General features: G+C 45.3%; 20 protein-coding genes. 2 read left to right on the top strand and 18 right to left on the bottom strand.

Features of this window, described 5'->3' with window-relative positions; genetic code table 11:
• Nucleotides 1-87 precede the first annotated feature (87 nt).
• Complete coding sequence (locus AC3WTJ_RS17935) at nt 88-1,056, top strand: serine hydrolase domain-containing protein (RefSeq protein ID WP_492522948.1); 969 nt, start codon at nt 88-90, stop codon at nt 1,054-1,056.
• A 111-nt stretch (nt 1,057-1,167) separates the two neighbouring features.
• On the opposite strand, the gene AC3WTJ_RS17930 is transcribed toward AC3WTJ_RS17935, so the two are convergent.
• The 12 genes from AC3WTJ_RS17930 to AC3WTJ_RS17875 all read right to left on the bottom strand — a co-directional run bounded on the left by AC3WTJ_RS17930 (nt 1,168) and on the right by AC3WTJ_RS17875 (nt 14,818).
• Complete coding sequence (locus AC3WTJ_RS17930) at nt 1,168-1,440, bottom strand: hypothetical protein (RefSeq protein ID WP_492522947.1); 273 nt, start codon at nt 1,438-1,440, stop codon at nt 1,168-1,170.
• Nucleotides 1,441-2,100: 660 nt separating this feature from the next.
• The gene (locus AC3WTJ_RS17925; protein WP_492522946.1) at nt 2,101-2,607 is read right to left on the bottom strand and encodes a GNAT family N-acetyltransferase; all 507 of its coding nucleotides are present in this window, start codon (nt 2,605-2,607) and stop codon (nt 2,101-2,103) included.
• A 390-nt stretch (nt 2,608-2,997) separates the two neighbouring features.
• Nucleotides 2,998-3,564 carry an RNA polymerase sigma factor gene (locus AC3WTJ_RS17920; protein ID WP_492522945.1) on the bottom strand — a complete coding sequence of 189 codons (567 nt, stop codon included), beginning with the start codon at nt 3,562-3,564 and terminating at the stop codon, nt 2,998-3,000.
• Nucleotides 3,565-4,164: 600 nt separating this feature from the next.
• A complete protein-coding gene (locus tag AC3WTJ_RS17915; protein WP_492522944.1) occupies nt 4,165-4,701 on the bottom strand; it encodes an HAD-IIIA family hydrolase in 537 nt (178 codons plus the stop codon).
• A 348-nt stretch (nt 4,702-5,049) separates the two neighbouring features.
• Nucleotides 5,050-5,568: a hypothetical protein gene (locus tag AC3WTJ_RS17910; RefSeq protein ID WP_492522943.1), complete on the bottom strand. Its 519-nt coding sequence runs from the start codon at nt 5,566-5,568 to the stop codon at nt 5,050-5,052.
• Nucleotides 5,569-6,084: 516 nt separating this feature from the next.
• A complete protein-coding gene (locus AC3WTJ_RS17905) occupies nt 6,085-6,402 on the bottom strand; it encodes a hypothetical protein (protein WP_492522942.1) in 318 nt (105 codons plus the stop codon).
• Nucleotides 6,403-6,631: 229 nt separating this feature from the next.
• Nucleotides 6,632-7,345 carry a CAP domain-containing protein gene (locus AC3WTJ_RS17900; RefSeq protein ID WP_492522941.1) on the bottom strand — a complete coding sequence of 238 codons (714 nt, stop codon included), beginning with the start codon at nt 7,343-7,345 and terminating at the stop codon, nt 6,632-6,634.
• 878 nt (nt 7,346-8,223) lie between these two features.
• Complete coding sequence (locus AC3WTJ_RS17895) at nt 8,224-9,027, bottom strand: carbohydrate ABC transporter permease (RefSeq protein ID WP_492522940.1); 804 nt, start codon at nt 9,025-9,027, stop codon at nt 8,224-8,226.
• A complete protein-coding gene (locus AC3WTJ_RS17890; RefSeq protein ID WP_492522939.1) occupies nt 9,024-9,971 on the bottom strand; it encodes a carbohydrate ABC transporter permease in 948 nt (315 codons plus the stop codon). The genes AC3WTJ_RS17895 and AC3WTJ_RS17890 overlap by 4 nt, the downstream gene beginning before the upstream one ends.
• Nucleotides 9,972-10,057: 86 nt before the next feature.
• The gene (locus AC3WTJ_RS17885) at nt 10,058-11,425 is read right to left on the bottom strand and encodes an ABC transporter substrate-binding protein (RefSeq protein WP_492522938.1); all 1,368 of its coding nucleotides are present in this window, start codon (nt 11,423-11,425) and stop codon (nt 10,058-10,060) included.
• A gap of 124 nt (nt 11,426-11,549) precedes the next feature.
• Complete coding sequence (locus tag AC3WTJ_RS17880; RefSeq protein WP_492522937.1) at nt 11,550-13,253, bottom strand: sensor histidine kinase; 1,704 nt, start codon at nt 13,251-13,253, stop codon at nt 11,550-11,552.
• A gap of 5 nt (nt 13,254-13,258) precedes the next feature.
• Nucleotides 13,259-14,818 carry a response regulator gene (locus AC3WTJ_RS17875; RefSeq protein WP_492522936.1) on the bottom strand — a complete coding sequence of 520 codons (1,560 nt, stop codon included), beginning with the start codon at nt 14,816-14,818 and terminating at the stop codon, nt 13,259-13,261.
• A gap of 320 nt (nt 14,819-15,138) precedes the next feature.
• On the opposite strand from AC3WTJ_RS17875, the gene AC3WTJ_RS17870 reads away from it, so the two are divergent.
• Nucleotides 15,139-15,495, top strand: a complete 357-nt coding sequence (locus tag AC3WTJ_RS17870) for a NucA/NucB deoxyribonuclease domain-containing protein (protein ID WP_492523272.1) — start codon at nt 15,139-15,141, stop codon at nt 15,493-15,495.
• A gap of 289 nt (nt 15,496-15,784) precedes the next feature.
• Here AC3WTJ_RS17870 and AC3WTJ_RS17865 read toward each other — a convergent pair whose 3' ends face one another.
• The 6 genes from AC3WTJ_RS17865 to AC3WTJ_RS17840 form a co-directional block, all read right to left on the bottom strand.
• The gene (locus AC3WTJ_RS17865) at nt 15,785-16,180 is read right to left on the bottom strand and encodes a VOC family protein (RefSeq protein WP_492522935.1); all 396 of its coding nucleotides are present in this window, start codon (nt 16,178-16,180) and stop codon (nt 15,785-15,787) included.
• A gap of 60 nt (nt 16,181-16,240) precedes the next feature.
• Entirely contained in the window at nt 16,241-18,532 is a 2,292-nt protein-coding gene (locus AC3WTJ_RS17860) for a glycoside hydrolase family 95 protein (protein WP_492522934.1), read from the bottom strand.
• A gap of 32 nt (nt 18,533-18,564) precedes the next feature.
• Nucleotides 18,565-20,127: a glycoside hydrolase family 43 protein gene (locus AC3WTJ_RS17855; RefSeq protein ID WP_492523271.1), complete on the bottom strand. Its 1,563-nt coding sequence runs from the start codon at nt 20,125-20,127 to the stop codon at nt 18,565-18,567.
• Nucleotides 20,128-20,161: 34 nt separating this feature from the next.
• Entirely contained in the window at nt 20,162-21,745 is a 1,584-nt protein-coding gene (locus AC3WTJ_RS17850) for a response regulator transcription factor (RefSeq protein ID WP_492522933.1), read from the bottom strand.
• A gap of 4 nt (nt 21,746-21,749) precedes the next feature.
• The gene (locus AC3WTJ_RS17845) at nt 21,750-23,498 is read right to left on the bottom strand and encodes a sensor histidine kinase (protein WP_492522932.1); all 1,749 of its coding nucleotides are present in this window, start codon (nt 23,496-23,498) and stop codon (nt 21,750-21,752) included.
• Between the two features lie 100 nt (nt 23,499-23,598).
• A complete protein-coding gene (locus tag AC3WTJ_RS17840) occupies nt 23,599-24,939 on the bottom strand; it encodes an ABC transporter substrate-binding protein (protein ID WP_492522931.1) in 1,341 nt (446 codons plus the stop codon).
• Nucleotides 24,940-24,952 lie beyond the last annotated feature (13 nt).

Here is a 24,952-nt window from a genome sequence, read left to right as displayed (position 1 = left end):
GGGATGGTATAATCGTAGGATACCATAGTTAGCCCTAGTGTAACACACGCTGCATTTCACTCAAAAGGTAATTAAAGGACGGATGGCATGAGATTGGAACAGATGGCTGCCGCGCTCGCACCGCTGCATTTAGCAAGCTGCCTTATCGAACAACGCGGTGAACGAATCTTTGAACATTATCGCGACGAACAAAAAAAAACTGAAATAACGCGCATTAATTCTTGTACAAAAAGTGTTCTCTCGGCGCTGATCTGCATCGCCATGGATCAAGGGTTGCTGCCCGAGGCCGAAACGCCGGTTTCAACATTCTTCCCTCAGCTTCTTCAAGACGCTGATTCGCGGAAGCGGGAAATGAGAATCCGGCACCTGCTCACGATGACCTCCGGCATGGACTGGACCGAATTTGGGGGTCAGAATTCGTTCCCGCAGATGACCAGAACGTCTAATTGGGTCGACTTCGTCCTTGCACAACCGCTGTCGGAAGTACCTGGCACCCGCATGGAATACAACTCCGGCAATTCCCAGCTGCTTGCTGCGATTTTAGCGCAAGTTACAGGCATGCCGGTTGCCCAGTATGCGGAACAAGAGCTTTTCGGTCCACTTGGCATCGCGGACTACGCCTGGGAGACCGACCCGCAAGGTATTCATACCGGCGGATTCGGTCTCCAGCTCCGGCCGGCCGATATGCTAAAATTCGGCCGGCTCTTCTTACAGGAGGGCTTGTGGCAGCACAAGCCCCTCATTTCAAAGGCGCTGGTCGCCAGCTCCAGCGCTCCCGCCATTCCGGCCGCGCCGGTACCGCCGCGCCGCGGCTTCTACGGCTGGCATTGGTGGGTCGATACGTATGAGGCTGATGCGAACGCAGCCTCTCCCTCTTCCCCACCAATGGACTACTACAACGCCTACGGCTTCGGCGGGCAGGCGATTTACATCATTCCACGACTGGACACCGTCGTCGTGTTAACGCATGATGAGCGGAAGAAGAGCAAGATCCCGCTCCTTGTGTTTCGCAATCATATTGCGCCGATGCTCGCCGCGCAAGCGTGCTTGAAATGAAAAAGCAGTCCACAGCTGATTCCCTCAGCTTGGACTGCTTTTTCGTTTATCCTCATGGCCGGCTGCCGCGGTTCCTTAATTCAATTAATGTTCGTTATTAGTTTAATTTTTTCAGGTTTGTGGTTCCTCGTATTTGGTCCAAGTTTTGTATCCATCAATATTTTCTTCCGATGTGTTTGAGGCATCAAATGTTCTGAAATAACTTGCAGAATATTTTATAAGTGGTTTTTCTTCTGAATGACTATAAATAATAAGATTAATTTCGTAAATCTCACTTTTCCATTTTACGGATTTTGCAATTTCGTTTATGTTCTCAATAGTTGAGAATTGCTTAACGTTAGCCAATATGGAATTTAACGATTCTTCAGAAGGAACATCTTTCATTGATTGCACTCCTTTATAGCACGATTTTCTTAACTAATAAATTTTCACCTTCCCCTCCCTTTACTTCAATAAAACAGGGAGCAGCTGCTCCCTGTTTTTACTCGTTATTTCTAAGTTCACTTTGACTTTTTTTATGTTTTCTATACTGATGAATAGCAACTGGTGTATTAATGAGGCCAGTAACCAATGTGCATATCAGCGGAAAGATTTGTAAAAAGGTCGGATTCTGATTACCATCCCCAACTGGACCCACCTTTGGTTGAGATGCATCCCAATATCCATAAATTAAAAATACAACGGGAAGAACAATACATACTGCAGAACAGAACAAGTAAAAACCATACCTATTCACAGCCTATCACCCCATCTTAATGTTCAGACTAAAACAATAATACCACATATTGGAACTATGCTGCCCGTTAGCGTAACGCGGATAACATCCATGTGTGCGTGTGATTCAACTCCTAAAAAAACAGTTAAAAATGATCAAGATTACATATCAATTGATATCTTAGCGCGATCCGTCGGGAATGGGATAAAGTTCTTAGCAATGTTTTTTGACAATAACCTTATCCCAAATACAAAAAGGCCGCGATTTTCGCAGCCCTTAATGAGATAATCTTAATATCACACGGCGCATCATTTCAGAATCAAATACATTTAGTTAATCCCAAATATGTACACTTCTTCATCTGTATTTTCATATCGGATCTTGCCTTCAAACTGCAATGCTAATTTTTCTAAAAGTTTGGACGATGCATGGTTATCTTCGGAAGTAATTGCCACAATGCGTTGTAGTTCTAGAACGTTTTGCGCGTAACAGATCACTGCTCTAGCAACTTCAAAGGCGTACCCTTTCCCCCTGAAATTAGGAAGAAAAGCAAATCCAACATCTACATCTGCTAGGAAATCTCTTTTTGCCAATCCACAGATGCCAATCGGAATCCCTCCATCCTTCAGCTCTGTCAAATAAAACCCGAAGCCCAAGCGGGCATACATATCTATAGCTCCTTTTAAAATATAGTCCCTCGCGTCCTCAACGGTTCTCACACCTCTATCGCCTATGTACTGAATCCAAGAAGGGTCGTTCAAAAGCTCAAGAATAAAAGCCGCATCCTCAATTGTTTGCTGACGAAGAATAAGCCGTTCTGTTTCTAATACTTTCAAGGTAAGGTCCCCCAAAAACACTTCATTTCTCTGCTAGTTTGAGAGCAGAATGGTCAAAATCGTGAAATATCATATAATTATATTTCAAGTGCTCTGTAATTTCTTCAAAACCTCAAGCGCTGTTAGGTGAACCTCTTCAAGTACTTCCCCTTTTGTATTGTATATCCTACTCTGAAAAACAATGCATCATCCTGTCTTCTGAAAAGCACAAGAAGTCGTAACCTTAAAATAATAAAACCGCATTTTACGCGGCTGATAAAGCATTTATGTTATTGCCCCTTACATATTATGTAAAATGTTTTGCCGTTTTAACCTGGACCCTGGATGGGCTCCTAGGTCTCAGAATTATTTTCATACTTCTGGCTACAATTCTATATTACTTCAAAAGTATCAGGAGTGTTCACGCTCTGTACGCTCCTTCAGCTCGATCACTTTCAATCTGGCACGATGGAGTCTGGATTTCACTGTCCCCTCCGAAATGTTAAGAATGGCAGCGATTTCCTTGGTTGAGAGTTGATAATGTGCATGCAAAATCAAAATTTCTCGATACTTGGGAGGCAGAGAAATTACATTTTTCCATATATCCCTGGCATTAAGTTTCTCCATCACTTCGTTTTCAGCAGATTCTGAGGTTCCGGTAGATTGAATAAACCCGACGTGTGTGACTTTACGCCAGAATGCTTTGCGCAAATAATCATAAGCGGTATTACGCGTTATGGTGAGTAGCCAGGTCTTCATTGAAGCTTCTCCGCGGAATGTCTTTAAATTGCGATATACCTTTAAGAAAGAATCTTGTGTAATATCATCAGATAAATCCATATTACGACAAATAGTAAATGCATAATTCCAAACATCATTCCCGTAGGCTTCCATTAAATTGTGAAGGACCGCCTTCTGATCGGTTGTTTCAGACAAATAGTTCATATGTTTTAATACATGGACACCGGTCGTCTCCATACTTTCACCTCATTGAATCAGATAAGCCACCCGGAATTTACTTTTCGCTATAGACTCTATTCTTCAAGTTAGGGGCTAGTATGTATTTTTATTATCTATCACTTTAGTGGATGTGAATACCGGAAAAAGGTCATTTGGAATTGTGAATGTAAGCGTGAATACTCTAACCCCGATGCCATCTGAGGCTGGATTGTTAGCAAACACAACGCGATTTCTCGGTTTTTTGGGTAGCAGGAACATCTTCACTGGCATTTGCTTCCTTACTGCTTATTCTAAACCAAGCTTATTGAATCCCTCTAAATCGTTTATTAACAAAGTATAAACTCCTGCCACCTCAATTTAGCATAAATGATGGTCTTCGTACAATGAACGGAATTAAATACCCCATCGGAACAAATATAACTATCTTGGCGATTTGATTGATCGATGAAGGAACCATTTCTAAGCATTCATACAAGCACCTCTTCCAATCAATAATATTTACCAATCCAATCACGACATAATGGCACAAGATTTTGAGCCTGCTGCCGTTATGTCACAATTGAACTATAGTTACTGTTGTATTAAATATCCTTACTAACGACGCGGAATAACCCAAGCTTATTTGTAAATGCTGCTAATTAACCAGTTCGCTGCATCTAATAGATCCTTCGCAATAAAATCTGGTGATGCTTGATCGTACCATTTGTGACGGTATTTTTCCAAAGACTGTATACCCCAGCCCGTCTCAACAAGAATTCTTTTGGCCCCTACTGCAGCAGCTGCTAGCATATCTGTTGAACCCACATCACCTATAACTGCGCAATGTGTCAAGTCTAGTTCATGTTCAGCAGCAGCTTTCCGAAGCATTCCGGGTCGTGGTTTATGACATTCACATCCTTCTTCTGGCTCATGAGGACATATATATGCTGCATCAAATCCATAACTATCAAATTCTTTTTGAAATTCTAATTCTGTCGCCAATCCCTTGGATATGTTATGTTGATTAGAAAGGGCAAATATTTTAATTCCATGTTCTTTTAACAATTGCAATGCTGCTAAGGACGAAGGGAATAACTCAAACTCTTGAGGATGAATAAAGTGACCATTTCCACCTAATGTTCCATCACGGTCAATAAAAACAGCTTGAATTTTCAAAGGAATCCCCCTAATCTTCACTTACATATATTGGGTAATACTCTTAAAAGACCGAATTATCCTGCCCATTAACCTAATGGAGGCCGCCGATTATGCCAGCAGCCTCCAAAGGTGTGTTTCTTGAGCTATAGGAAGGCAGCAACACACAATATCCCGGCAAGTACTGAGTGTCACCAATTACAACAAACCCGCTTCTCAACTTAGTAAATACCAACGGTTTCTCTCCGCACATGGCGCAGCCAATTCTATCTTGTGTCCAATTTAAGTTGGACATTTTTTAGGCTCCATTTCTCGCAAGTGTGACGTTGAACAAATGTCCCTCGTTAGCATAATAATCTGACCTGTAACTCAGTCTTTCATTTCTACAAATTCTAGTGGATTTGACCGAATATACACACTGATTCGTTTTAAACTATCAGGAGTAGCCTCTTGAAATCTCTGAAATAATTGATCAATGGTTGATTTTAACTCTCTATCATCCTCAAGATCTTTAAAATTAACATTATTTAATTGTAAGCCAAGTTGCTGGCTCCTTGTTTCTAGGACATTTTTTGTTTCTTCAAGTATTTGTATCATTGAGATATCATCATAAAAGCGCAATCCCTTCATGACCCCTGACCAGAAATAGGATTGCTCCAGCAAATAGGCTACCCAACAGTAAAACTCTGTCACTGAATTACGAGCATGATCATACAAAACTCTGAACATGAAGAGCGCTTGTTGTCCGGTGCCAAGCTGAGCAAACGCTTGCGATTTCACTGCCAAGTCTTTCCCACGAATCTGCAAGAAAATCGGTTCCATACACATCCACCCAAGAGCATCATCATCCAACAAGTCGAACTCTTGCCTATTCAATTTCACTAACATCGAACCACCCCCATCCTTTATTATACATTTTTTGTATATATGAACACCTCTTTTTTTGGTATTTTATAGCAGTAACCGGGAATCGAACGTTTTTGCCCGTGGGGCCTGGATCCGAGAGCTATTCAATTCATCGCGTCTATTTGTTCAACCAGGGTTAGGCTAGTTGGGCCATATCACATGGAAGAGTGGTGGAATCGGCTGCGCTTTCCTTTGAAGTAAGAGCCGCGTAAATCGTGGCTTTTTTTGGATGCAAAAGATGCTGTATGGAGGGACTTTTCAACGGCAAAATTAATTACGGTAGATCAAATCGAATCGAGGAAATAATTGCGTAGAAGCTATCCCTTTTACTTGCTCTCAATAGCGCTGCCTCTTGGCCGCTTCTTTGCATATAATGAGCAATTGCCCGTTCTTCATCTCAAGATACCTTCAGTTGAGCCCTTAAAAGCACTCTCCAATATAGAATCACTTAAGGTTTAATGTTGGTTTTTATTCAAAAAATCTTTCAAGGTGATTGAACTAACTTTTACTTTCAGAATTAATATTTATTTGGCTTAGATAGTCATCGAGATGCTCATAAAATTTATCGAATGCTGCTTCATCATCAATGCAATTACTTTGTATTATATGTGCCCAACTATGGGTTCCATGGAAATTATAAATATCCTCTATATATTCCTGAAATCCAGGCATATTGTAATAATCCCCTTCAATATCAAACAAACAATACTGATAACCATGAAGAAAGTGCCAAAGAGGTATTAAAGTCTTTCTTCCGATAAATAAACCAGGTCGTTCTTTAATTTTATTTAGAAGTAAAATTAGCCTACTATCCATAACTTATCCCTCTTTTTATCTTAAAACTTTAAAGCTATCACCCCTTATTTTACCACAACTAATAGGAGTAACTGCCATTATTTCACCTTGTTCAGTATAGTGAGAAGGAACTATCCTCCCATTACTTGAATAATGAAATAAAAAAGAGCTGCTTTAATGCAGCTCTTGCGCTATCTATTCTCTTTTTGTATAAAATTCTCTCGGTGCGTTGGTTGAAGTCCTTGATCTACTAGCCAATAAATTCCTGAACCCACTCGCCATTATAGTAAGCTATCCCGATTTGGGTGTAGCTGCTATTCAAGATGTTGGCACGATGACCAGGACTATTCATCCATTGGTTCATTACTTCCGTCGGGCTACTCTGGCCTTTGGCGATGTTTTCCCCTGCAGAGTTATATGTGACCCCGAATGCAGTCATCATATCAAATGGGGATCCATAAGTCGGAGACTGATGATCGAAATAATTATTGTTGTACATATCCTGAGCCTTAGCCATGGCTACTTTCGTGAGACTGCTGTTCATGCTAAGGGAATTCAAGCCTGCTTTCGTTCTTTCTTGATTCACCAGATCCAAAACTTGCTGCGCGGATTGGGATGGATTTACGGACTCTTGCGGATTAACCGGCTGTTGTGGATTAGCTGGCTGTTGTGGATTAGCTGGCTGTTGTGGATTTACGGCTTGATTCGCTGGGCTTTCTGCTGGTGCATAGTTGCTTTGGAACCAATCGAGCCAATTCGCAGCATCATTGGGTGCTTGTTTGATCTTAATCGGCGAATTCCCTTCACCCGTAGTAGAAATGGATGATGCTTGAGTTAAAGTTGACGTTGAAGCAGCATTAGGAGCATGAGTTTCAATCTTCGTTTGTTTAGCATTCAATTGATTGTTTGTCGAATTATTACTCGAACAACCTGTAACTAGTAGCAATGCTGCTATTATGACCAATGGTTTAATAACAATCCCTCCTGAACCGTTAATGTGTAACGATATCAAATAAAGGTTTTGTAAAGTCCCATTGTTTTATTCAGACTTCAATTAAATTAACCCCTAATAAAATATAACTTAACCGCCCGCTATTTTTTCTTCCGGGTATGTGTTTGTTATTCCATTATTAAAGCAGCTGCACAATGGGCAAGGTGCTCTATCTTTTGTGTTGCTTTTTGGTTTCGTGTTTGTTGAATATCAAAAAAATACATTTGTAAAACCGATTTTTTACAAATTTCGTTATAAGCAAGGTTAGACAAACAAATTTTGTGGGATGACAACGTTCAGCTCGGCAGCATGAATCAACCTGTTTTAGAACAAAATAGGAAGGTATCATCTACCAACAAAAGATCGTATAAACAGTCGAGCGTACGATGTAATTCTAACCAACTTTACACCTCAGCTGAACCTGATTAACATAAAAGAGGATGAAATAATTCAGACTAATCCAGTTAAGGCAGTCCTATCTGTTGAAAGGTTTAATTCAATCAAACCGTCCCGTTCCTCTCCAGCCTTACCAGATAAACGATTTATTATTTTCGGTTTTTCCATCTCCGATAGTTGAAAGTCGGCTTTCTGCCGTAAGGCGAGATTATCATCGCGTAGTTATCATATCGGTATAACTCCCATTTTACCGGATCCGCACAATCGTGCAGCTATAAAAACTTCATGTTAACCGAGTTTCTTCAATTCGCAATTCTTCACCTGGGAGCAGTGTCCACGTATTAAGCAGAGGAGTATCGTCCTGTAATAGCTCATGGAACAAGCTCCGCCTCTGCCAAGAAGCTTCGACTTTGCTGATACTCCCAGAAAGTGAAGATAATATGAGGGAATAATAATTATCCCTTAACCGCCCCAGCGGTCAACCCTTTAATAAAAGTACGGCTTCCAAGAAGGAAGATCAGTAATACCGGAAGCGTCGCAATGCAAAGTGCGGCCATCCTGGCACCATAGTCCGTTCGATGCACGATGCCAAGGGTCGAGATGAAAACTGGAAGCGTAAACCATTTTGAATTATTGATGGTCACTAACGGAAGCAAGTAATTGTTCCATGACCAGAGGAACACAAGCGTTGATAAGGTTGAAATGCCCGGCTTAATCAACGGAACCACAATTCGAAACAAGATGCCAGGTTCTGATGCCCCATCCATTCTCGCACACTCGATAATCTCACTTGGAACTGTATCCCGGATGAACTGTATCATGAAGAATGCCCCGAAGGACCAGGCACTCCAGGTCAGAATGACTGGCATTAGCGTATTGCCAAAGCCCATATGTCTCATTTCGATAATATAGCCAATCAGACCTACCTGAGCAGGCACCATCATGGTGATGATAATGAAATAGGTCAATATACGGCTCAGCTTGAAGTGGAATTTGGCGACCGCATAGCCGATCAGGGTACTAGTAAATACGCCGAGAAGTACTGAAGAGAAAGAGACGATGAGACTGTTGGCATATACCTTGAAGAAATTCGTCTTAAAGACGGTCTCTAGATTGTCAAACAAATAATTCGAAGGCAGAAGCGGAAGCTGCTTGAAAATATTTTCCGAGTAATAGGTGGACATCATGACCATTACATAGAAGGGAAACAACGAAACGATGGTTATCAAACCAATAAACAGCCATTTTACAGCCTTCATGCCTTCTCCTCCTTCCCTGCGGTAAGTCTGTAACTGAGTACAGAAAAGATAGCGATGACGACAAACAACGTATACGCTATTGCTGAACCATAGCCAAACCGAGTGCCGGTAACAAAGGAGTCATTCACAAATTTCCAGATCACCGTTAATGCAGCGTTGTCCGGCCCACCTACCTGAGCCGTAGACCACCCGCCGTACAGCAGCTTAGGCTCGTCAAATAGCTGAAGCCCGCCGATCACCGAGGTGACGATTAGAAAAACCGTAATATTACGCAGGAGCGGAAGTGTAATCCTTGTAAATGTATGAAAGGATGTGGAGCCGTCTACACGAGCCGCTTCATATATTTCCTGTGGAATTGCCGTCATCCCCGCCAAATAAATGGCCATGAAATAGCCCAAATTACGCCAGATGATCATAATGGCAATGATCATACGCGACAACCAGGGGACTTGCAGCCAGTAAACGCCCTCTTTCAGCCAACCAAGCTTAATGAGCAGCATATTCAAAATCCCTGTCTGCCAATCAAACATGAACGAAAAGATGAATCCAATTGCGACTGGTGTGGTAATGTATGGAAGAAAGTTAAGCGTTTGAAAAACCATTCTGCCGCGTGTCAAGTGAAAGATCAGATGCGCAACAACCATTCCTAACAGAATCATGATCGGTGTAGACATGAGCATAATAACAATGGTATTAAACAGTGACTTAAAGAACAATGGATCTTTGGTCAGCAGCGTAACATAGTTTCTCAAGCCCACGTACGTTTTGTCGCCAATCCCATTCCAATCGTGAAGACTTAAATAGAAGGAGTACAAGATCGGATAGAAATGAAAAATCAAATAGCACGCTACAAACGGAAGCGAAAACAAATATGGCCATATTCGCATACCGGACTTTATTTTACTTTTGGTTGCTTGTGTGACAGCAGCATTCACTACCTCCATGCTTAATTCCTCCTCTAGGCAAGGAAGCAACCGCCGCAAGCAATAATGCGAGCCACAGCAGTTGCTTCGCAAAGCTGAATCACGTATTACTTGATTGAAACCTCAGGGGCCAGGTTTTTGACTTCCCCCTTCAACTTTTCGAGTGCGGCCGCCGCACTGATGCTGCCGTCTTTCATCCAAAGTGGATAAAGTGAGCTATAAGCGGTTTGAACAATCGCATTGTATTTCGTTTGCTGATCTGCTTTCACGGTTGGAACAATTTTCTCGAAGAACGTCTTGCTGAGGTTCTGATCCTTAAAGTATTTATCATATTCGATCCCCGCGTCCAGCCAGTCCTTGTGCTTGTCGAAGAAAGACTTGATTCCCGGCATATTACCGAATTCCTTATAGCTGATTGCAAGCCCTTCATCGGATAAATAGTTGAAATAAATGTAAGCCCAAGCCGCTTCCTTGTTTTTGCTGTCCTTAAAGACGCCGATAGAGGTACCGCCATAGGTATAGCTTCCGCCTGGTGCCGGAATTAGTCCCCAGCGGCCAACGCCGTCCTTGTCGTTAGCTGAAATGTTCCACTTTGCACCCCAAGGAGCCATTGGATAAAAGATATTGTCTCCCTTTGCAAAGGAAGCATTCCAGCCGGGCGTGTAGGATTCATATTTACCAAGAACACCTGCATCGCGCATACTGAATACGGTCTCGATTGGCTGCTTAAAGCGTTCCGTTATGTTGATATTCGTACCGTTCACAAATGGCTTGGAGGCTTGTTCGCGAATGACGCGATACGCATCATCGAAGCTTGCAAACATCGTAACCGTGTCTCCGCTCTTCTCCTTCACTTCTTTCCCTTTCTCAATAAATGCTTTCCAATCGGATAGTAATGCGGCTACAGCAGTTGGGTCCTCGGTACCCAAATATTTGAGAGCCAAATCCCTACGGTATGCTAATCCTGCCGGCGTAATTGATTGATCGACACCGACAAGCTCCCCCTTGGCATTGGAGAGAATCGCGGGCAGGTAGTCCAGCAGCTCGCTCTTTGAGAAGTTGTATGGCGCTTTTTCAAGATTATCGAGGATTCCCAGATCGAATAGCTGACCGCGATAGTTCATCTCTCCAAGAATGACATCCGGCACTTCCGAGCCGGAAGCGATACCGCTCTGCAGCTTCTGCATGAAATCGCCATTGTTGACGACGGTATATTCCACTTTCACGTTCGGGAATACCTTGTTAAACTCTGGCACCATACGCTTTAGGAATGCCTCATCCCAGTCCCACACCTTGATTGTGCCTTTCAGATCCGTGGGAACTCCACCAAACTTGGTTGCGGTTGATGTGCTGTTTCCTGTAGCGGAAGTAGTATTCGGAGTTGGTGTGTCCGAACTGCTGCATCCCGACAAAATAACCGTTGTGATTGACGCTACAGTCGTAAGGACGATCCATGTTTTTTTCAAATGTTTCATGATAACCTCTCCAATCATCGAGTGAAATCGCTTACACAAGTAAGAATACTTTCTTTTTGTGTACTTTCCTATGCAACAATCCGGCTATTTGTGAACCAATCCGGTCGCGCGTTTCATCTCTCTTTCATGACATAAGAATAGGCAATCGAAGGACAACCGTCGTTCCTTGCCCCGGTGTGCTCACCAGATCGACACCATATGGGTGACCATAATGAAATTCGATACGTTCCCTAATATTGGCAAGGCCGATGCCTTTCGTCTGATTCGAAAAAGTGGAAGTCCGATTTTTGGTGAACAGCCCATTCATCTTCTCTGCACTCATGCCGCATCCATTGTCTTGAATCACGATTTGAAGCTCCTCGCCGACTAGAGACGATTCGATTTGGATCCTGCCAATATCCTCGTTTGCAAATACGCCGTGGAATAAAGCATTCTCCACAATTGGTTGTATGATCATTCTCGGGATGATGCATCCCACAGTTCCCTCTCCGAACGACCATTGCAGCCGAAAACGATCTGGGTAGCGATATTGCTGAATTGCTGCATATTTGGTTACGATCTCCGCTTCTGCACGAATGGTCGTAAAATAGGCATCTTCCCCCGTCTTGATCGTATCCTGAAGAATATCAATTAACGCTTTCGTAATCGTGATGACATCCTTGCTTCGCTCCGCTTGCGACAAATAGATGACGGTATTCAAGGTATTATACAGAAAATGTGGGTTGATTTCTGAGAGCAGCAGGTTGATTTGGATATTTCGCTTCAGCTCCTGTTCTTGCATGGCTGATTCCATCCAGATCTGCAAATCCTTCGCCATTCGGTTAAAGCCATTCCCTAAAAGCTCCATCTCGTCACCGCTGCGAATGTTCACAGCCGTGTTCAACTCACCGGCCGACAATCGTCGCATTGCTCTTGTCATTACAATAATCGGCTTAGTAATGCGGAGCATACTGGGAAACATTACAAGCATAATGAAAGCCAAACTCGCCATGCCGATAAGCAGGTAAAAGAACAGAATAGGCCGAATTTTCTCATACAGCTGTTCCTCAGAGATGTACGCTTCTTGACGCCATCCAGCCAACATGGATACGTCTTCCATGGAAATCATCCGCGCAGTGGACGGTGCCTCTCCCTTTTCATTCCCCATCGCCTGACTATCGTAAATGGGCTGATCCTGATCGTTCAACAGCCTCAACCAGGCAAAATCTCTGCTGCTATTTTCAAATATACGTTCAATTTCATCCAACCTAATTTCTAAAATTAAGAAGTAAGGCTTAGTTTCCGCCGCATCTTGCATATTCCGATAAGGACTTACATAACTGATGACCGAGTATGTCCCATTCGAATATTGAAGTTTATGCGGCGCTGAGTAGACAGCCGCTTCGCCATGCTGGAAGAACGGCCTAATCCATTCCTCATCCAAATATTCGTGAAAATAGCTTTCGTATCCGCTATTGTTGGAGAATATTTCGCCATCCGGTCGGACAATCATAATGTTCAGAAGCGAAGAATTGAGCGCACGAAAGCGCTGCAGCATCTGCTGCACATCATATTTGCGGAAATATTGCTGTTCGCTTGTTAAGCTCCCATTAGGGACCATCTTTCCATTGATCCCTGGGTCAACGATAATGATTTCGGCTGTTTTGGCCAATCGCTCCTGTACTCTGGTTATGGATGAGGAGATTTGTGCGAGCTTCGTCTGGTTATCCCTGATCGATTGTTCTCGTATGATACGGGCTACGTAGGTATAAGTAATAAAACTGCTGACGAGTAAGGAAATGGAGACAATGGCTGCAGTGCTTACGATGATTTTGGTTCTGATCTTCATTCGAATCATCCTTCTTTCGATTGCTCGACAAACGCATGGGGATGTATGCCTGTCTGCTTGCGAAACGTTTTAGTAAAATAATAGCTGCTTCGATACCCCACCAGTTCCGCAACTTCATAGAGCTTGTAATGTCCGCTTCGCAACAGCGCCTTGGCATTGTTCATCCGAATGGCCGTTATCACATCCAGCACCGTCTGTCCGGTCTCCTCCTTGAACATATGCCGGAAATGCTCGCCGCTTAAACCAACCTGCATGGCAATCTCTTCTGTACTTATTTCTTTGTTATAATGGCTATTCATGAACTCAAGCGCTTCACGTATTTTACGTGAAAAGGGCTGTTGCTCCTGCTGAAGCGTCGTCTTTACCATTTCCGTTAACCATAGTTGGATTCCTTGTAAAGTGCGCCATTGTTCTGTCCAGATCTGTCTTTGCTGCCAAAGCTGCTTAAGCAGCGGCAGCGCACGCTCTGCACGATGCCTGTCAATCCAGCCAGTCATTACCGAACACAGTTCGGAAAGCCGCTCAGCCGAATATGTCTCTTGAATGTCCTGGAATCTCTTTTCCAATTCTTCGAGCAGCGCGTCTAACCCATTGCGGGAATAAAGTTGTTCCCACTCGGCCGCATTGAGGTCTGGTAAGTTTTGCTGCCGACTTGAAATCACCCGCTTTAACTGATCCTCGATAGATGAAATCGAACCGTTTCCAAACATAAATCGCATTCTTTGAACCTGTTGCGCCTGCCGATGGATGTCTGGCAAATCTTCCAACTTGCGAAATAAGCCAGAATATACGACCGAAACGGTTTCACCAGGATAAAGCCGCAAAAAAGCGTTTTGAATAGCGCGCGCCTTGAAAAACTGCATCTCTGCCGCAGCTTTCATACTTCTACCCGGCTCCAGAATAACCACAATCCCCAATCGGCTGCTTTCCTTGTACGCAATCCCTAACACATCCTGCTCACAGACCAAATTTTCTTCCAGTTCGGCTAGGGACTTGCTGTCAGCCATATACCCAGTTAATACTGGATAGGGAGCATCTTTCTCTAGCAAAATGTACATAAACACTTGACCTGCATCCAAATTGCGTTTTGGAACTAACTCTAAAAGCTCAATCGAAGAAGGATCGCCTGCTGTCAACTCCTTCAATGCCTGCTTAATCATAATGCCTTGTTTATTGTGATCATCTTGAATCGCCTTTCGCACGGCTTCCAGCTCTTTGCTCAAGCTTACACTGTCCAGCTCGTGCTTCACCAAATAGTTGAAAACCCCTAGCTGGATCGCCCCTTTGGCGTATTCAAATTCTTTGTAGGATGACAATAAAATGAGCTTCACTGTCGGATTCAGCGCCAAGACTTCCTTGCAGAACGTCAGACCGTCCATTTGAGGCATGCGGATATCGACAAAGATAAGCTCCGGCTTGAGTTGCTCTATCATCGACAATGCTTGCTTGGGACGTGCTGATTCTCCTGCCAGGGTGAAGCCATGTTCCTCCCAATTGATCAACTGCTTAAGGTGTTGAATGGCAAGCACCTCGTCATCAACAATCATTACATGAATCCGTGCCATTTCTCATCAGCCCCCTATGGAAGTTATAAATTCATTCGTCTGCCTTAACCGATTGAACACAGATAGTTAGCTTCCAATAAAATTTATATTTATTAAATTATTCGGTGTTTGGATAAAACCACCTTTTCTCACATAGTGTTAATCTCCCGTTATAAGCACAATCACTTTTTTCTATTCAATTAGAAGACAAATTAAAAAATCGGTTTTATAATGGTATTCATTACTAATCTAGAGATGGAGATGGAATTATTAAGAAACTTCTTTGGTTATTCTTACTAGTGGTGTTTATTTCAACAGCTACATATTTAACTCAATCTGGGATCTTTCAGAGTAAAACTGCCGTTCAAAAAGGATCTTTGGTGACCATCATCTTCCCAAAGGAACGTTATCCGGAAACCGGTGCCCATATTAAGTCGGCAATAGAACATGGAGAATCAAATATTTGTACAATAGATAGGGAGAAGGCAGACCATAATAGAGATCAATCGCTTAAAGGTATACCTACTAAGAAGGGATATGACCGTGATGAGTGGCCAATGGCAATGTGTGCAGAGGGTGGTGCTGGTGCTGATATAATGTACGTGACACCTGCAGATAATCGCGGTGCAGGCTCATGGATATCAAATCAACTTGAAAAGTACCCAAATGGTACTAAAGTTGAAATTATTATTAAGTAACTTTAAACTACTAAAATTTTTCAAGATATTATTCTCGTTAAAAAAGAAGGTAACCGGACTGATCGGCTACCTTCTTCTTTTTATCCTACATTCACTGTTGATTTCGGAAATCATACTCTCCATTTGGTACAACGAAACATCAATAATATATAAAGTTATAATTAATCTAGGCTGCCCATTAACGAATTGAAGGTTTACGATCGCACAGCGATCATTGGAGATTTGAAGAGGAACCGCATGGCTCCGGCCAGCAGCTTTTTGCCTGATAAGAGTAAGCATGTCAACGACTTTAAAGCACCTGAGCAATTTCCCACAAATGCCCATCTGGATCGGCAAAGCAAGCCGTCCTCCGCCCCCAAGGACGCGTTATCGGTCCATTCAATAACTGAACACCCCGTACTTTCAGTTCATCGCATACCCGGTCAACGTCCGGTACCTGAATCGTGAACTGAAAACGCGCGCCATCTCCGCCACGACCAACCTGCGCCGGCTTAATCAACTCTCCGGCATTCGATTGTTTTAACAGATTGATGCTTGTATTGCCATAATCGAAAACCGCACAACTCTCATCCTCATATATAATCGCAAGTTTGAAAGTCTCTTGGTAGAATGCCTTCGACCGATACAAATCTTCCACAAACAATGTGATTTCGGTAATTTTGTTCGCCCAGTCAGCTGTCGCCATCAGCAATCGACCCCATTTGCATTTTTTTACAATCCTATTTGGATCATACGAATTGCCTGTTCAATTGTCAATGCGAATACGGAGATTGCCCGTTTCTAACGTTCCATCAGCTTCGCAGCGATACGTGCAGCCAGCAAGCACAGGGAACTCATGTAATTTCGAGCCGCTGATCCGCATTAGACAGACACCATCTCGTTGCGCGACGATTCGGGCAAGCAGCAATCGGCCGTTTGTCCAATCCAGGTCAAGTGTATAACCGCCTCGCGCTCGAAGTCCGCTTATTCGTCCCTCTTGCCATTCGGGAGGCAGGGCGGGCAACAGATGCAGCTCGCCTTCGTGGCTCTGGAGCAGCATCTCGGCAATCCCTGCAGCGCCGCCGAAATTACCATCGATCTGGAAAGGAGGGTGATTGTCCAGCAAGTTCGGTAATGTGGATTTCATAAGAAGCTGCTGCAAATGTGCGCCGGCTTGTTCCCCATCCAACAGCCGCGCCCAGAAATTAATGATCCATGCTCGGCTCCAGCCTGTATGGCCGCCTCCGCTGCGCAGCCTCCTCTCCAGCGTAACTCTGGCTGCACGGGCTAGCTCCGGCGTTCTGCTGACACTGATTTCGTTCCCAGGATGAAGTCCGAACAAATGAGAGATATGGCGATGGCCCGGCTCCGCTTCGTCGTAATCGTGAATCCATTCCTGAATTTGCCCATGCTTCCCGATGACCGTCTGAGGTAAACGGCCATGAGCCTTATTTAACTCCCTGCGGAAATCATCATCGACTACCAAGAGCCCAGCCGCTTGCTCACAAGCCCTGAATAATTCGCGCAGCAGCTGATTATCCATTGTAGCGCCATACGTGAAGATCCCAGTCTCTCCATTTGGCAGTAAATAGGCATTCTCCGGTGAAATCGTGGGGCATGTGACCAGATTACCATCGGGACTCTCGACTAGAAAGTCTAGAGCGAACAGCGATGCCTCTTTCAAAATGTGATAACGCTTTGCAAGGAACTCCTTATCGCCGGAGTACTGATAATGCTCCCAGATATGAAGCGATAACCAAACTAGCCCAAGCGGCCAATAGGTTGCAGGGATCCATGTATCTTGCGGTGCGCTGTCCGCCCATATATCTGTATTGTGATGCGCAGCAGATCCTCTGCAGCCATACATGACGCCGGCCGTACGCTTCCCGGATTGAACCAGCCTTTCAATAAGCTCAAAGAGCGGCTCATGCAATTCAGGCAAATTGCAAACCTCAGCCAACCAATAATTCATCTGCAGATTAATATTAATGGTGAATTTGCTATCCCATCTCGGAAGGAACTCATGATTCCAAATACCTTGCAAATTCGCTGGCAGTGAACCTTGACGGCTTGAAGCGATGAGCAGATATCGTCCGAACTGGAAGTATAACGCGCTTAATCCGTTGTCCCGCTCCCCTGATCTAATCCGTTCTAATCGCTCTGTGGTATCCAACTCTCTGAGCTCTTCGTCGCCCGTCAGAGTAAAATGCATCCGTCCGAATAAACGGGAGTAATCCTCAAGATGATCTGTCAGAACGCTTTCGAAACCTTTCTTCGCCGCCGCTTCCACGCGTTCCAAGCAATACGACTCCGGATCTTGATATCGAAAGGTCGTGGCCGCTGCAAGAAAGAAGATGACTTCGTCAGCACCCTCTACCACCAGATGCTCGCCGATTGCTTTCAAACTACCTCCTGATACAGTGCAGCGAAGAACAGCACGATAGTCTACGCCACCTTCGCCTCCGCTGGTTCCGCGCATAGCGAGGGTATCATTTCCAATCTTCTCGATTCGCTCGACGTATCTCCACTTCTCCCGGGATAGACGTGCCGTTAGCGTAAGCGCACCTGGACGGTCCGCGGTCAGGCGAACGGCAAGCACCTGATCCGGATGGCTGATAAAAATCTCACGACGATATAAAGTATTGCTGATCTTGTAAGATACTTTGGCCATCGCTTCCGACAAGTCCAACTCACGTATATATTTCCTAACTTCTCTGTCTTTCTCATGGGGAAACGTCAACAGCAGATCCCCCAGAGGCACATAGTGCCGCTGCGTTTCTGGAAGCCCTGTCATGGCAAGCGCCGCCAAGCGTTCCGCTTCCTTCGGGCGTCCCGCGAACACAAGTTCGCGAATCTGCGGTAAATATGCTGCTGCGTCCGGGTTATGTCGATCGCGAGGACCGCCGTACCAGAGCGAGTCCTCATTCAGTTGAATTCTTTCGCTATGAAGGCTGCCGAATATCATCGCCCCCAACGTTCCGTTACCAAGTGGCAGCGCCTCGTTCCATTCCGCAGCCGGCCTGCGGTACCAAATCCTTTTCTCACCATCTAAGCTCACGTTGATTCCCTCCCCTCAACCAATCATAATATTTACTCGGAAACACTTGTTACAGTGAACCGATTGAAGTCCGCGAAGCCCCCAGCCGTGCTCCCTGCTTGCGCAAATAACCCTACTTTCGCACCTACCCACTTGCTTACCGTCGCTTGAAAAGCAGGAAGATCAACAGCTTCATAGATGTATCCGTCAAGACTGAATTGGAACGTGCATACTGATCCTGGCTGGATGACGACACGCAAAGATACTTCCTGTCCGGCATTATCGGTAATTCTGTGTTGCCATCTCACGGCTTGCCCCTCTTGATCCCCTTCGAGAACTTGAAGCAGGGGTCCTTTCTCGGGATCTACCGTATACGTCAAAGCCGCAAAGCTGTAACCGAATACCATAAGCCCCGCCTGATCCCCGGCATTCAGTCCGGCTCCAGCCACACAAACCGTTGTCTCGAAAGTTAGACCAGGGAACTTCTGAAGCAGCAAATAAGGTGCCTGAAACAAGGAAGCAGCGCCTTCGGGCAAGGTTTGCGAAGACAGCCTGAGCCATCCAGGCCGTGCCGTAAGGGAGTGCCACCCTGCTTCCGGGTTAGCCTGCCACTGCCATTGCAACCCCAATTGTTCGCAAGTGAAATCATCTGAAGCTGCCGGAACACAGATTGGGTACTCACCGCCGACATTCGGCTTACTAAAGTTTAGAACTGGCTCTCCGATGCCGTCCCCGTCAATGTCTATCCCCATCGCAGGCCAATGATTTTCTGTCCATGTCATTGGCTGTAAATGAACGATACGGCCATAAGCCTCCTTATGCTGAAAATGAATAAACCAAGATTCACCCGATTCGAGTTCCACCCATGCCCCCTGATGAGGACCGTTTATCGGGGTAGCACCCTGCTGCAGCACAATTCGATCCTCATACGGACCGAGTGGATTGGAAGCTCGAAGTACCGTCTGCCAGCCTTCCTCAACGCCTCCGGCAGGTGCGAATATATAATAATAGCCGTGTTTTTTATACATTTTCGGCCCTTCAATGGTCGGATGACGCTCCATGTCATCTATGATGATAGCGCCTTCACCAAGAAGCCGCTTCCCATCCGAAGACATACGTCGTACACGAAGTCTATGTTTGATACCGCTTCGGCTCTGTGCATAGGCGTGAACTAGATAAGCTTCGCCGTTATCATCCCAGAAAGGGCATGCATCGATAAGGCCCTTGCCCTCATGCACGAGGTGAAGCTCTGACCAACTACCGGCAGGATCATCGGCGGTGGTCATGAAGATGCCGACATCGGGGTCACCGTAAAATATCCAAAACTTTCCTTCGTGAAACCGAATGCTCGGAGCCCATACACCATTCCCGTGCTGCGGGCGATCGTATCCGCTGAGCGGCATGCGTGGGATAGCATGATTAATTAAGCGCCAATTCACAAGATCTTTGGAATGCAGGATCGGCAGCCCCGGGATATGGCCGAAGCTGGATGCCGTCATATAGAAAACACTTCCGACCCTTACGACATCAGGATCCGAATAGTCCGCATGCAGGATCGGGTTGGTGAAAGTACCATCACCTTGGTCTGAAACCCATGGAATCCGTTCAATAGACATATTGAAATTCGTCACGTTCTCACTCCTTCATGGATTAGGGGCGCAGCTTGTATTCGCTGGGGCTCACCCCTGTATATTTCTTGAACACTTTTGAGAAATAAGCACGATCCGAATAACCGAGCATATACGCTATATTTTCCGCTGTTTCGCCTTTGGCGAGCAGCCGTTTCGCTTCCTCCATTTTGATCAAATGGACGTAATCGGTGAAATTCTGGCCCGTAAGTTTCTTGAAGTAACGCGAGAAATAGCTTGGATTCAAGTGCAGGTGTCTCGCGATATCAATCGACGTGATGTTTCTGTAAATATGCTCGCGGATGTAAATTTGTATCGCCTTGATGTCCGGGTTGGTCTCATTGGTCTCTTCTGCTGACGATAAAATATCATCGATCAGACGTTCGGAATACCAACGCACAATCCGGAAAGCTTCCTCCAGGCGAACCGTATGTGCAATGTCCTCCTGAATACCTGCGGGTACGGATCGGCTAAACCGTATACTGACCTCTTGTATCAGCCGAAGCAGCCGCTCTTTCGTTTTCACTGTGTCCATGGATGCCGTGTATATCGCCCGCTTCAGGTTCCCCAGATAAATATGCGACAGGGACCGGTTCCCATCGAAGAGCGCCTCCATCCATTTCGCCGAAAGCGCTTCAAGCCCGAGGCTTGTACCTGGCTCCGTTAAAAGAACATTATCTGCCCGGGGCCATAATGCCTCCTCGTAACGGCTATCTATGTAGAACCGGCGATCATGGTAATGTTTAATTTTCCCTATTAAACTGCCTAACTCCGAAAGCGAACTTGACTCTTCTCCAATCGCGGCATAACAGTCCACTTTCAAGAACTCAAGCAGCTTCTCCTTAAGAAGCGGCACGAATTGTTCCAATGATGCTCTTGCCTCATCCGGCTGCTGTTCGCAGGAAACCGCCCACAATCGTTGATCTTTGGCCAAAAACAACGTGTTGCGGGTCCCGGATGCCAATTCCAAAGCAATATTATAAGCGGCATAATGAACCAACTCGAGGTTCTTCCTCTCGTATTTCTCCAAGAGATCTCCATGATCCAGATGAAACGATGCTGCACTGAACCAAACATCCGTCCAATCGATGCCGAGCCGACGACCATGTTCAAGCAGTCCCTCAGGATCCGAGGTATGGGACAATTCATGGAAAAATTGCTGCAGCAGAATGTCTTTATTCCGTGCCAATTCACTCTTGTACGCCATTTGCTCCAGCTGTTCCTGCTCGTTCGAGAGCCGGGATATCGCCTTGTCCAGACTTTCCGTAATTTTCTCAAGGCTAAGCTCGTCCTTCACCACATAATCGTCCGCATCGATCCGCAGCGCTTCCTTGACGTATTGGAAATCTTCATGACAGGTAAGAAAAATCACGCGCAGTTGGTTGTTCATACTGCGAAATTGCCGGGCTACCTCAATCCCGTTGCCATCCGGTAGACCGATATCCGTTATCAAAATGTCCGGGAGCGCTGCTTCATATTGCACTTTCGCCTCAGCTGCCGAATAGGCTTCGGCGCATACGAGAAGTCCCAATGCTTCCCAGTTCACCAGCTTGCGTATATATTCAACGACAGGTACGTCATCATCGATTAGCATCACCTTAAACATCGGCCTAATCCCTTCCTTCGAATTCGTTCCGTGGAATAAACAAGTCAGCAGTAAAGCCTCCACCTGCCCTCTGCCTGACAAACAAGTTGGCGTTATCGCCAAATGTCAGCTTTAAGCGGCGCATCACGTTATACATTCCGATTCCACGCTCGCCAACCTGCTCCACCTCATTCTCCAGCTTTCGATTCAGTGCCTCTGCCTGATCTGGAGCGATCCCCTTCCCGTTATCGGCAACCTGAATCAAGACGCCGCTCTCCACTTCCTGAACCGCCACCACAATTCTCGGGGAGACACTCGCATGATTGAACCCGTGGATGATGCTATTTTCGACCAAAGGCTGAAGCAGCAGTCGCGGGACAAGCAACTTGCGGACCCGGTCAGGCAGCTCGATGACGAGCTCGATCGACAGTCGGTTACGCATTCGCATGATAGACACGTACTGGTTTAGCAGCTTGCACTCGTCGGCCAATGTTAGCGGTTCATGCACACGCAGATGGGCACGAAGCAATGCCATTAAGGAGTCGATCGTTTCACTGTGCACCTTATCGCCTTCGATTGCCAAATTACACTTGATGGAATTAAGCGTATTCAGTAAAAAATGCGGCTGAATTTGCGAAAACAACGCATAGAGCTCAATGGTCCGCTTCTCTTCCTGCTCGGCTTCCACTTTGCGAATCAGTGCATTGATATTATCCAGCATGCTGTTAATTGATTGGCCAAGATTCGAGATTTCGTCCTGACCCTCGGCATGGTACCTGATGGAGCTATTGCCCTCGCCGTATTGGGAAGCGATACGCATCAACTTCTGAATCGGCCTATTGAGTCCCTTCGCAATTACGCCGGACATGAATAAGAAAACGAACATGACGATACAGACCGCCATAATTAAATACCAGAATCGCTGTGTCGCGTCCCCGGTCGCCAAATCGGCATTCATATCGTAGGTCAAAATCCAAGACGTACCCGGAACTTCTGTTTTCTCCCTCATCCATCCCTCGGCGGGACCTTCGGATAATGATTTCGGGCTTCCTCCCATGCCTGCGATTGCCGATCCATCCGCTTCGTACAAGGTGAATACGCCCTCTCCTGCGTTGCTGAACAGCCCCTCAAAATACACGTCAGGAATCCCGATGAAGAGCGTACCTAGCACTAGGCTACGGAAGGGATCATACACTGTTTTTTTCACAAACAGATAGTAAGACGCACTGAATACACTCCCGTAATTGCTGCTCTGTTCCGCCCGGAACCAGCGGACAATACCAGTTGAAGCTTCCTCTTCCGTTAGATGCTCGAAACGACTATCTTTCCGTAGATCAGCTACATCTTGATCATTGATGGTGCCGATGATTGGATAATAGGCACGATTCACGAAAAACACATTAACATGGGCCAGTGATAATTTGCCTGCCTGTAGAGCAGCGCTTTCATTCAGACGGGTATATGTGCGATAATTCTCAAAACTATTGAATACCTTCAAATCGCTTAACTCTCTCAAACTATCAAATAACCCGTTTGATTGGGATGGGGCATACTGATTAACCGTATACGTAACGTCGTTAGCCGTTTTTGACAAATCGTTGGCCAGAATCCCGATAATTCCTTTCATATTCATCCGAACGTTCTCTTCATTCGCCTGCTTGTTCGCGACATAAGACAACCCGGTAATCAGCAGCAGTGGAATAATAAGGAACAGCAGCAATGATATTTGGATCCTACGGTAAAACGATACGCGGTACAACCAGCTCAAAGCCAATCTCAATTCCTCCAATATAAACACTTTTCAACTATCATACATCATTCGCTGCAAATTAAAACAAGGAATCGGCGAATTCGCCGATTCCCCGCACTGCTAATTACTTTTTATTCTGGTTAATGATCTTCTGGCCTTCCTCCATCATGAACTTACGTGCATCCTCATACGAGGTGTTGTCCAACATATACTTGTTCAATCCAGCTTCCGCTACCTTCTTCAATTGCTGCTGATAGGGAACACTGATGACGGAAGTGCCGACAGTCCTTACTTGATCATTGAAAATAGCCTTATTCAAAGCTTCGCTGTCGACAAGATCCGTTTTACCCTGGATCGTTTTATCAAGCACGGCTTTGCCGTCCGCTTTCGTCCAACCCGGAATCCATCCCGCTAATGAAGCACCATCCGTTGTTGCAAATTTTATAAAATCAAACGCCGCTTCTTTATTTTTGGAATTTTTATGAATCGTGAAAAAAGAACCTGCAATGTTGGTCAAACCCGGCTCCACATTGTTGGAAGAACGCGGAAGCGGAGCGAACGTAATTTTGAAATCACGAGGGTAGCTTTCTTTATTCAGAAACGCTTCATCCAGTGAATACATCGGTATTGGCAGCATGCTCGTCGTTCCGTTCATGAAATCCGTTGCCCAATGCTGTTTGGCTGACAGCACATCTGCATGCGGACGTACTGATTTGTCTTCAACCTCCATCGCTCTCCGAAGTTTAAACCAGTACTCGAAGCTTGGATCATCGAATTGCAGAGTACCGTCTTCTTTTAGCTGTGGATTCTTGAAATCAGTGTAAGCGATAATATTCGCATATTCCCCGAATGTGTGGAAATAGGCGCCGTATCTCCCTTCCTTGCTCATCTTCAGCTTCTTGGCATATTCCCTGAAATCATCCCACGTCCAGTCGGGAGACGGCAGCTTGAGTCCAGCTTCCTTTAAGTGGGTTTCATTCATCGCGACATACCAGAAGCTTGCGTTAGCCATCATGCCGTAGTGCTTCCCGTTATAAACCGGATCCCTGTAAAAGTCTTTCTCCGGATTAATTTGATTTGCCTGATAGAATTCATCCAGCGGATACAGTACCCCGTTGCCAGCGCGTTCCGTCACAAAGCCTTCGTTGTTCAGGAAAAGAACATCCACCTGTTCACCAGAAGCGGCAAGCACATCGAACTTTTGAAGCATTTCGCGGCTATCATTATTTTGGACAAGTGCCACATGCTCTACCTTCACGTTCTTCGCCTGCGCATTATAAGCTTCGATAATCTTCATCAGCGGCTCACCGGGCTCGCCTTTGTAAGCCGTGTACACCTTAATCGTCGTTGTGGCACCTTTCGTCGTTGCGCTATTCTCTCCTGCTGCAGGCGATTGTGTGCCCCCACTGCAAGCTGCCAAGAATAGACTCATACTTAACACCATTGTTGTCGCTATTTTCTTCATCTCATCGGATCCC

It is taken from the genome of Paenibacillus sp. FW101-FHT12H11 (genome assembly GCF_058790355.1).
This window is presented reverse-complemented; position numbering and strand designations above follow the sequence as displayed.

What these genes read in the sequence shown, in the direction of transcription:
- AC3WTJ_RS17935 (WP_492522948.1), top strand. Translation starts at nt 88, where the DNA reads ATGAGATTGGAACAGATGGCTGCCGCGCTCGCACCGCTGCATTTAGCA.
- AC3WTJ_RS17930 (WP_492522947.1), bottom strand. Translation starts at nt 1,440, where the DNA reads ATGAAAGATGTTCCTTCTGAAGAATCGTTAAATTCCATATTGGCTAAC.
- AC3WTJ_RS17920 (WP_492522945.1), bottom strand. Translation starts at nt 3,564, where the DNA reads ATGGAGACGACCGGTGTCCATGTATTAAAACATATGAACTATTTGTCT.
- AC3WTJ_RS17910 (WP_492522943.1), bottom strand. Translation starts at nt 5,568, where the DNA reads ATGTTAGTGAAATTGAATAGGCAAGAGTTCGACTTGTTGGATGATGAT.
- AC3WTJ_RS17905 (WP_492522942.1), bottom strand. Translation starts at nt 6,402, where the DNA reads ATGGATAGTAGGCTAATTTTACTTCTAAATAAAATTAAAGAACGACCT.
- AC3WTJ_RS17895 (WP_492522940.1), bottom strand. Translation starts at nt 9,027, where the DNA reads ATGAAGGCTGTAAAATGGCTGTTTATTGGTTTGATAACCATCGTTTCG.
- AC3WTJ_RS17890 (WP_492522939.1), bottom strand. Translation starts at nt 9,971, where the DNA reads ATGGAGGTAGTGAATGCTGCTGTCACACAAGCAACCAAAAGTAAAATA.
- AC3WTJ_RS17885 (WP_492522938.1), bottom strand. Translation starts at nt 11,425, where the DNA reads ATGAAACATTTGAAAAAAACATGGATCGTCCTTACGACTGTAGCGTCA.
- AC3WTJ_RS17880 (WP_492522937.1), bottom strand. Translation starts at nt 13,253, where the DNA reads ATGAAGATCAGAACCAAAATCATCGTAAGCACTGCAGCCATTGTCTCC.
- AC3WTJ_RS17875 (WP_492522936.1), bottom strand. Translation starts at nt 14,818, where the DNA reads ATGGCACGGATTCATGTAATGATTGTTGATGACGAGGTGCTTGCCATT.
- AC3WTJ_RS17865 (WP_492522935.1), bottom strand. Translation starts at nt 16,180, where the DNA reads ATGGCGACAGCTGACTGGGCGAACAAAATTACCGAAATCACATTGTTT.
- AC3WTJ_RS17855 (WP_492523271.1), bottom strand. Translation starts at nt 20,127, where the DNA reads ATGTCTATTGAACGGATTCCATGGGTTTCAGACCAAGGTGATGGTACT.
- AC3WTJ_RS17850 (WP_492522933.1), bottom strand. Translation starts at nt 21,745, where the DNA reads ATGTTTAAGGTGATGCTAATCGATGATGACGTACCTGTCGTTGAATAT.
- AC3WTJ_RS17840 (WP_492522931.1), bottom strand. Translation starts at nt 24,939, where the DNA reads ATGAAGAAAATAGCGACAACAATGGTGTTAAGTATGAGTCTATTCTTG.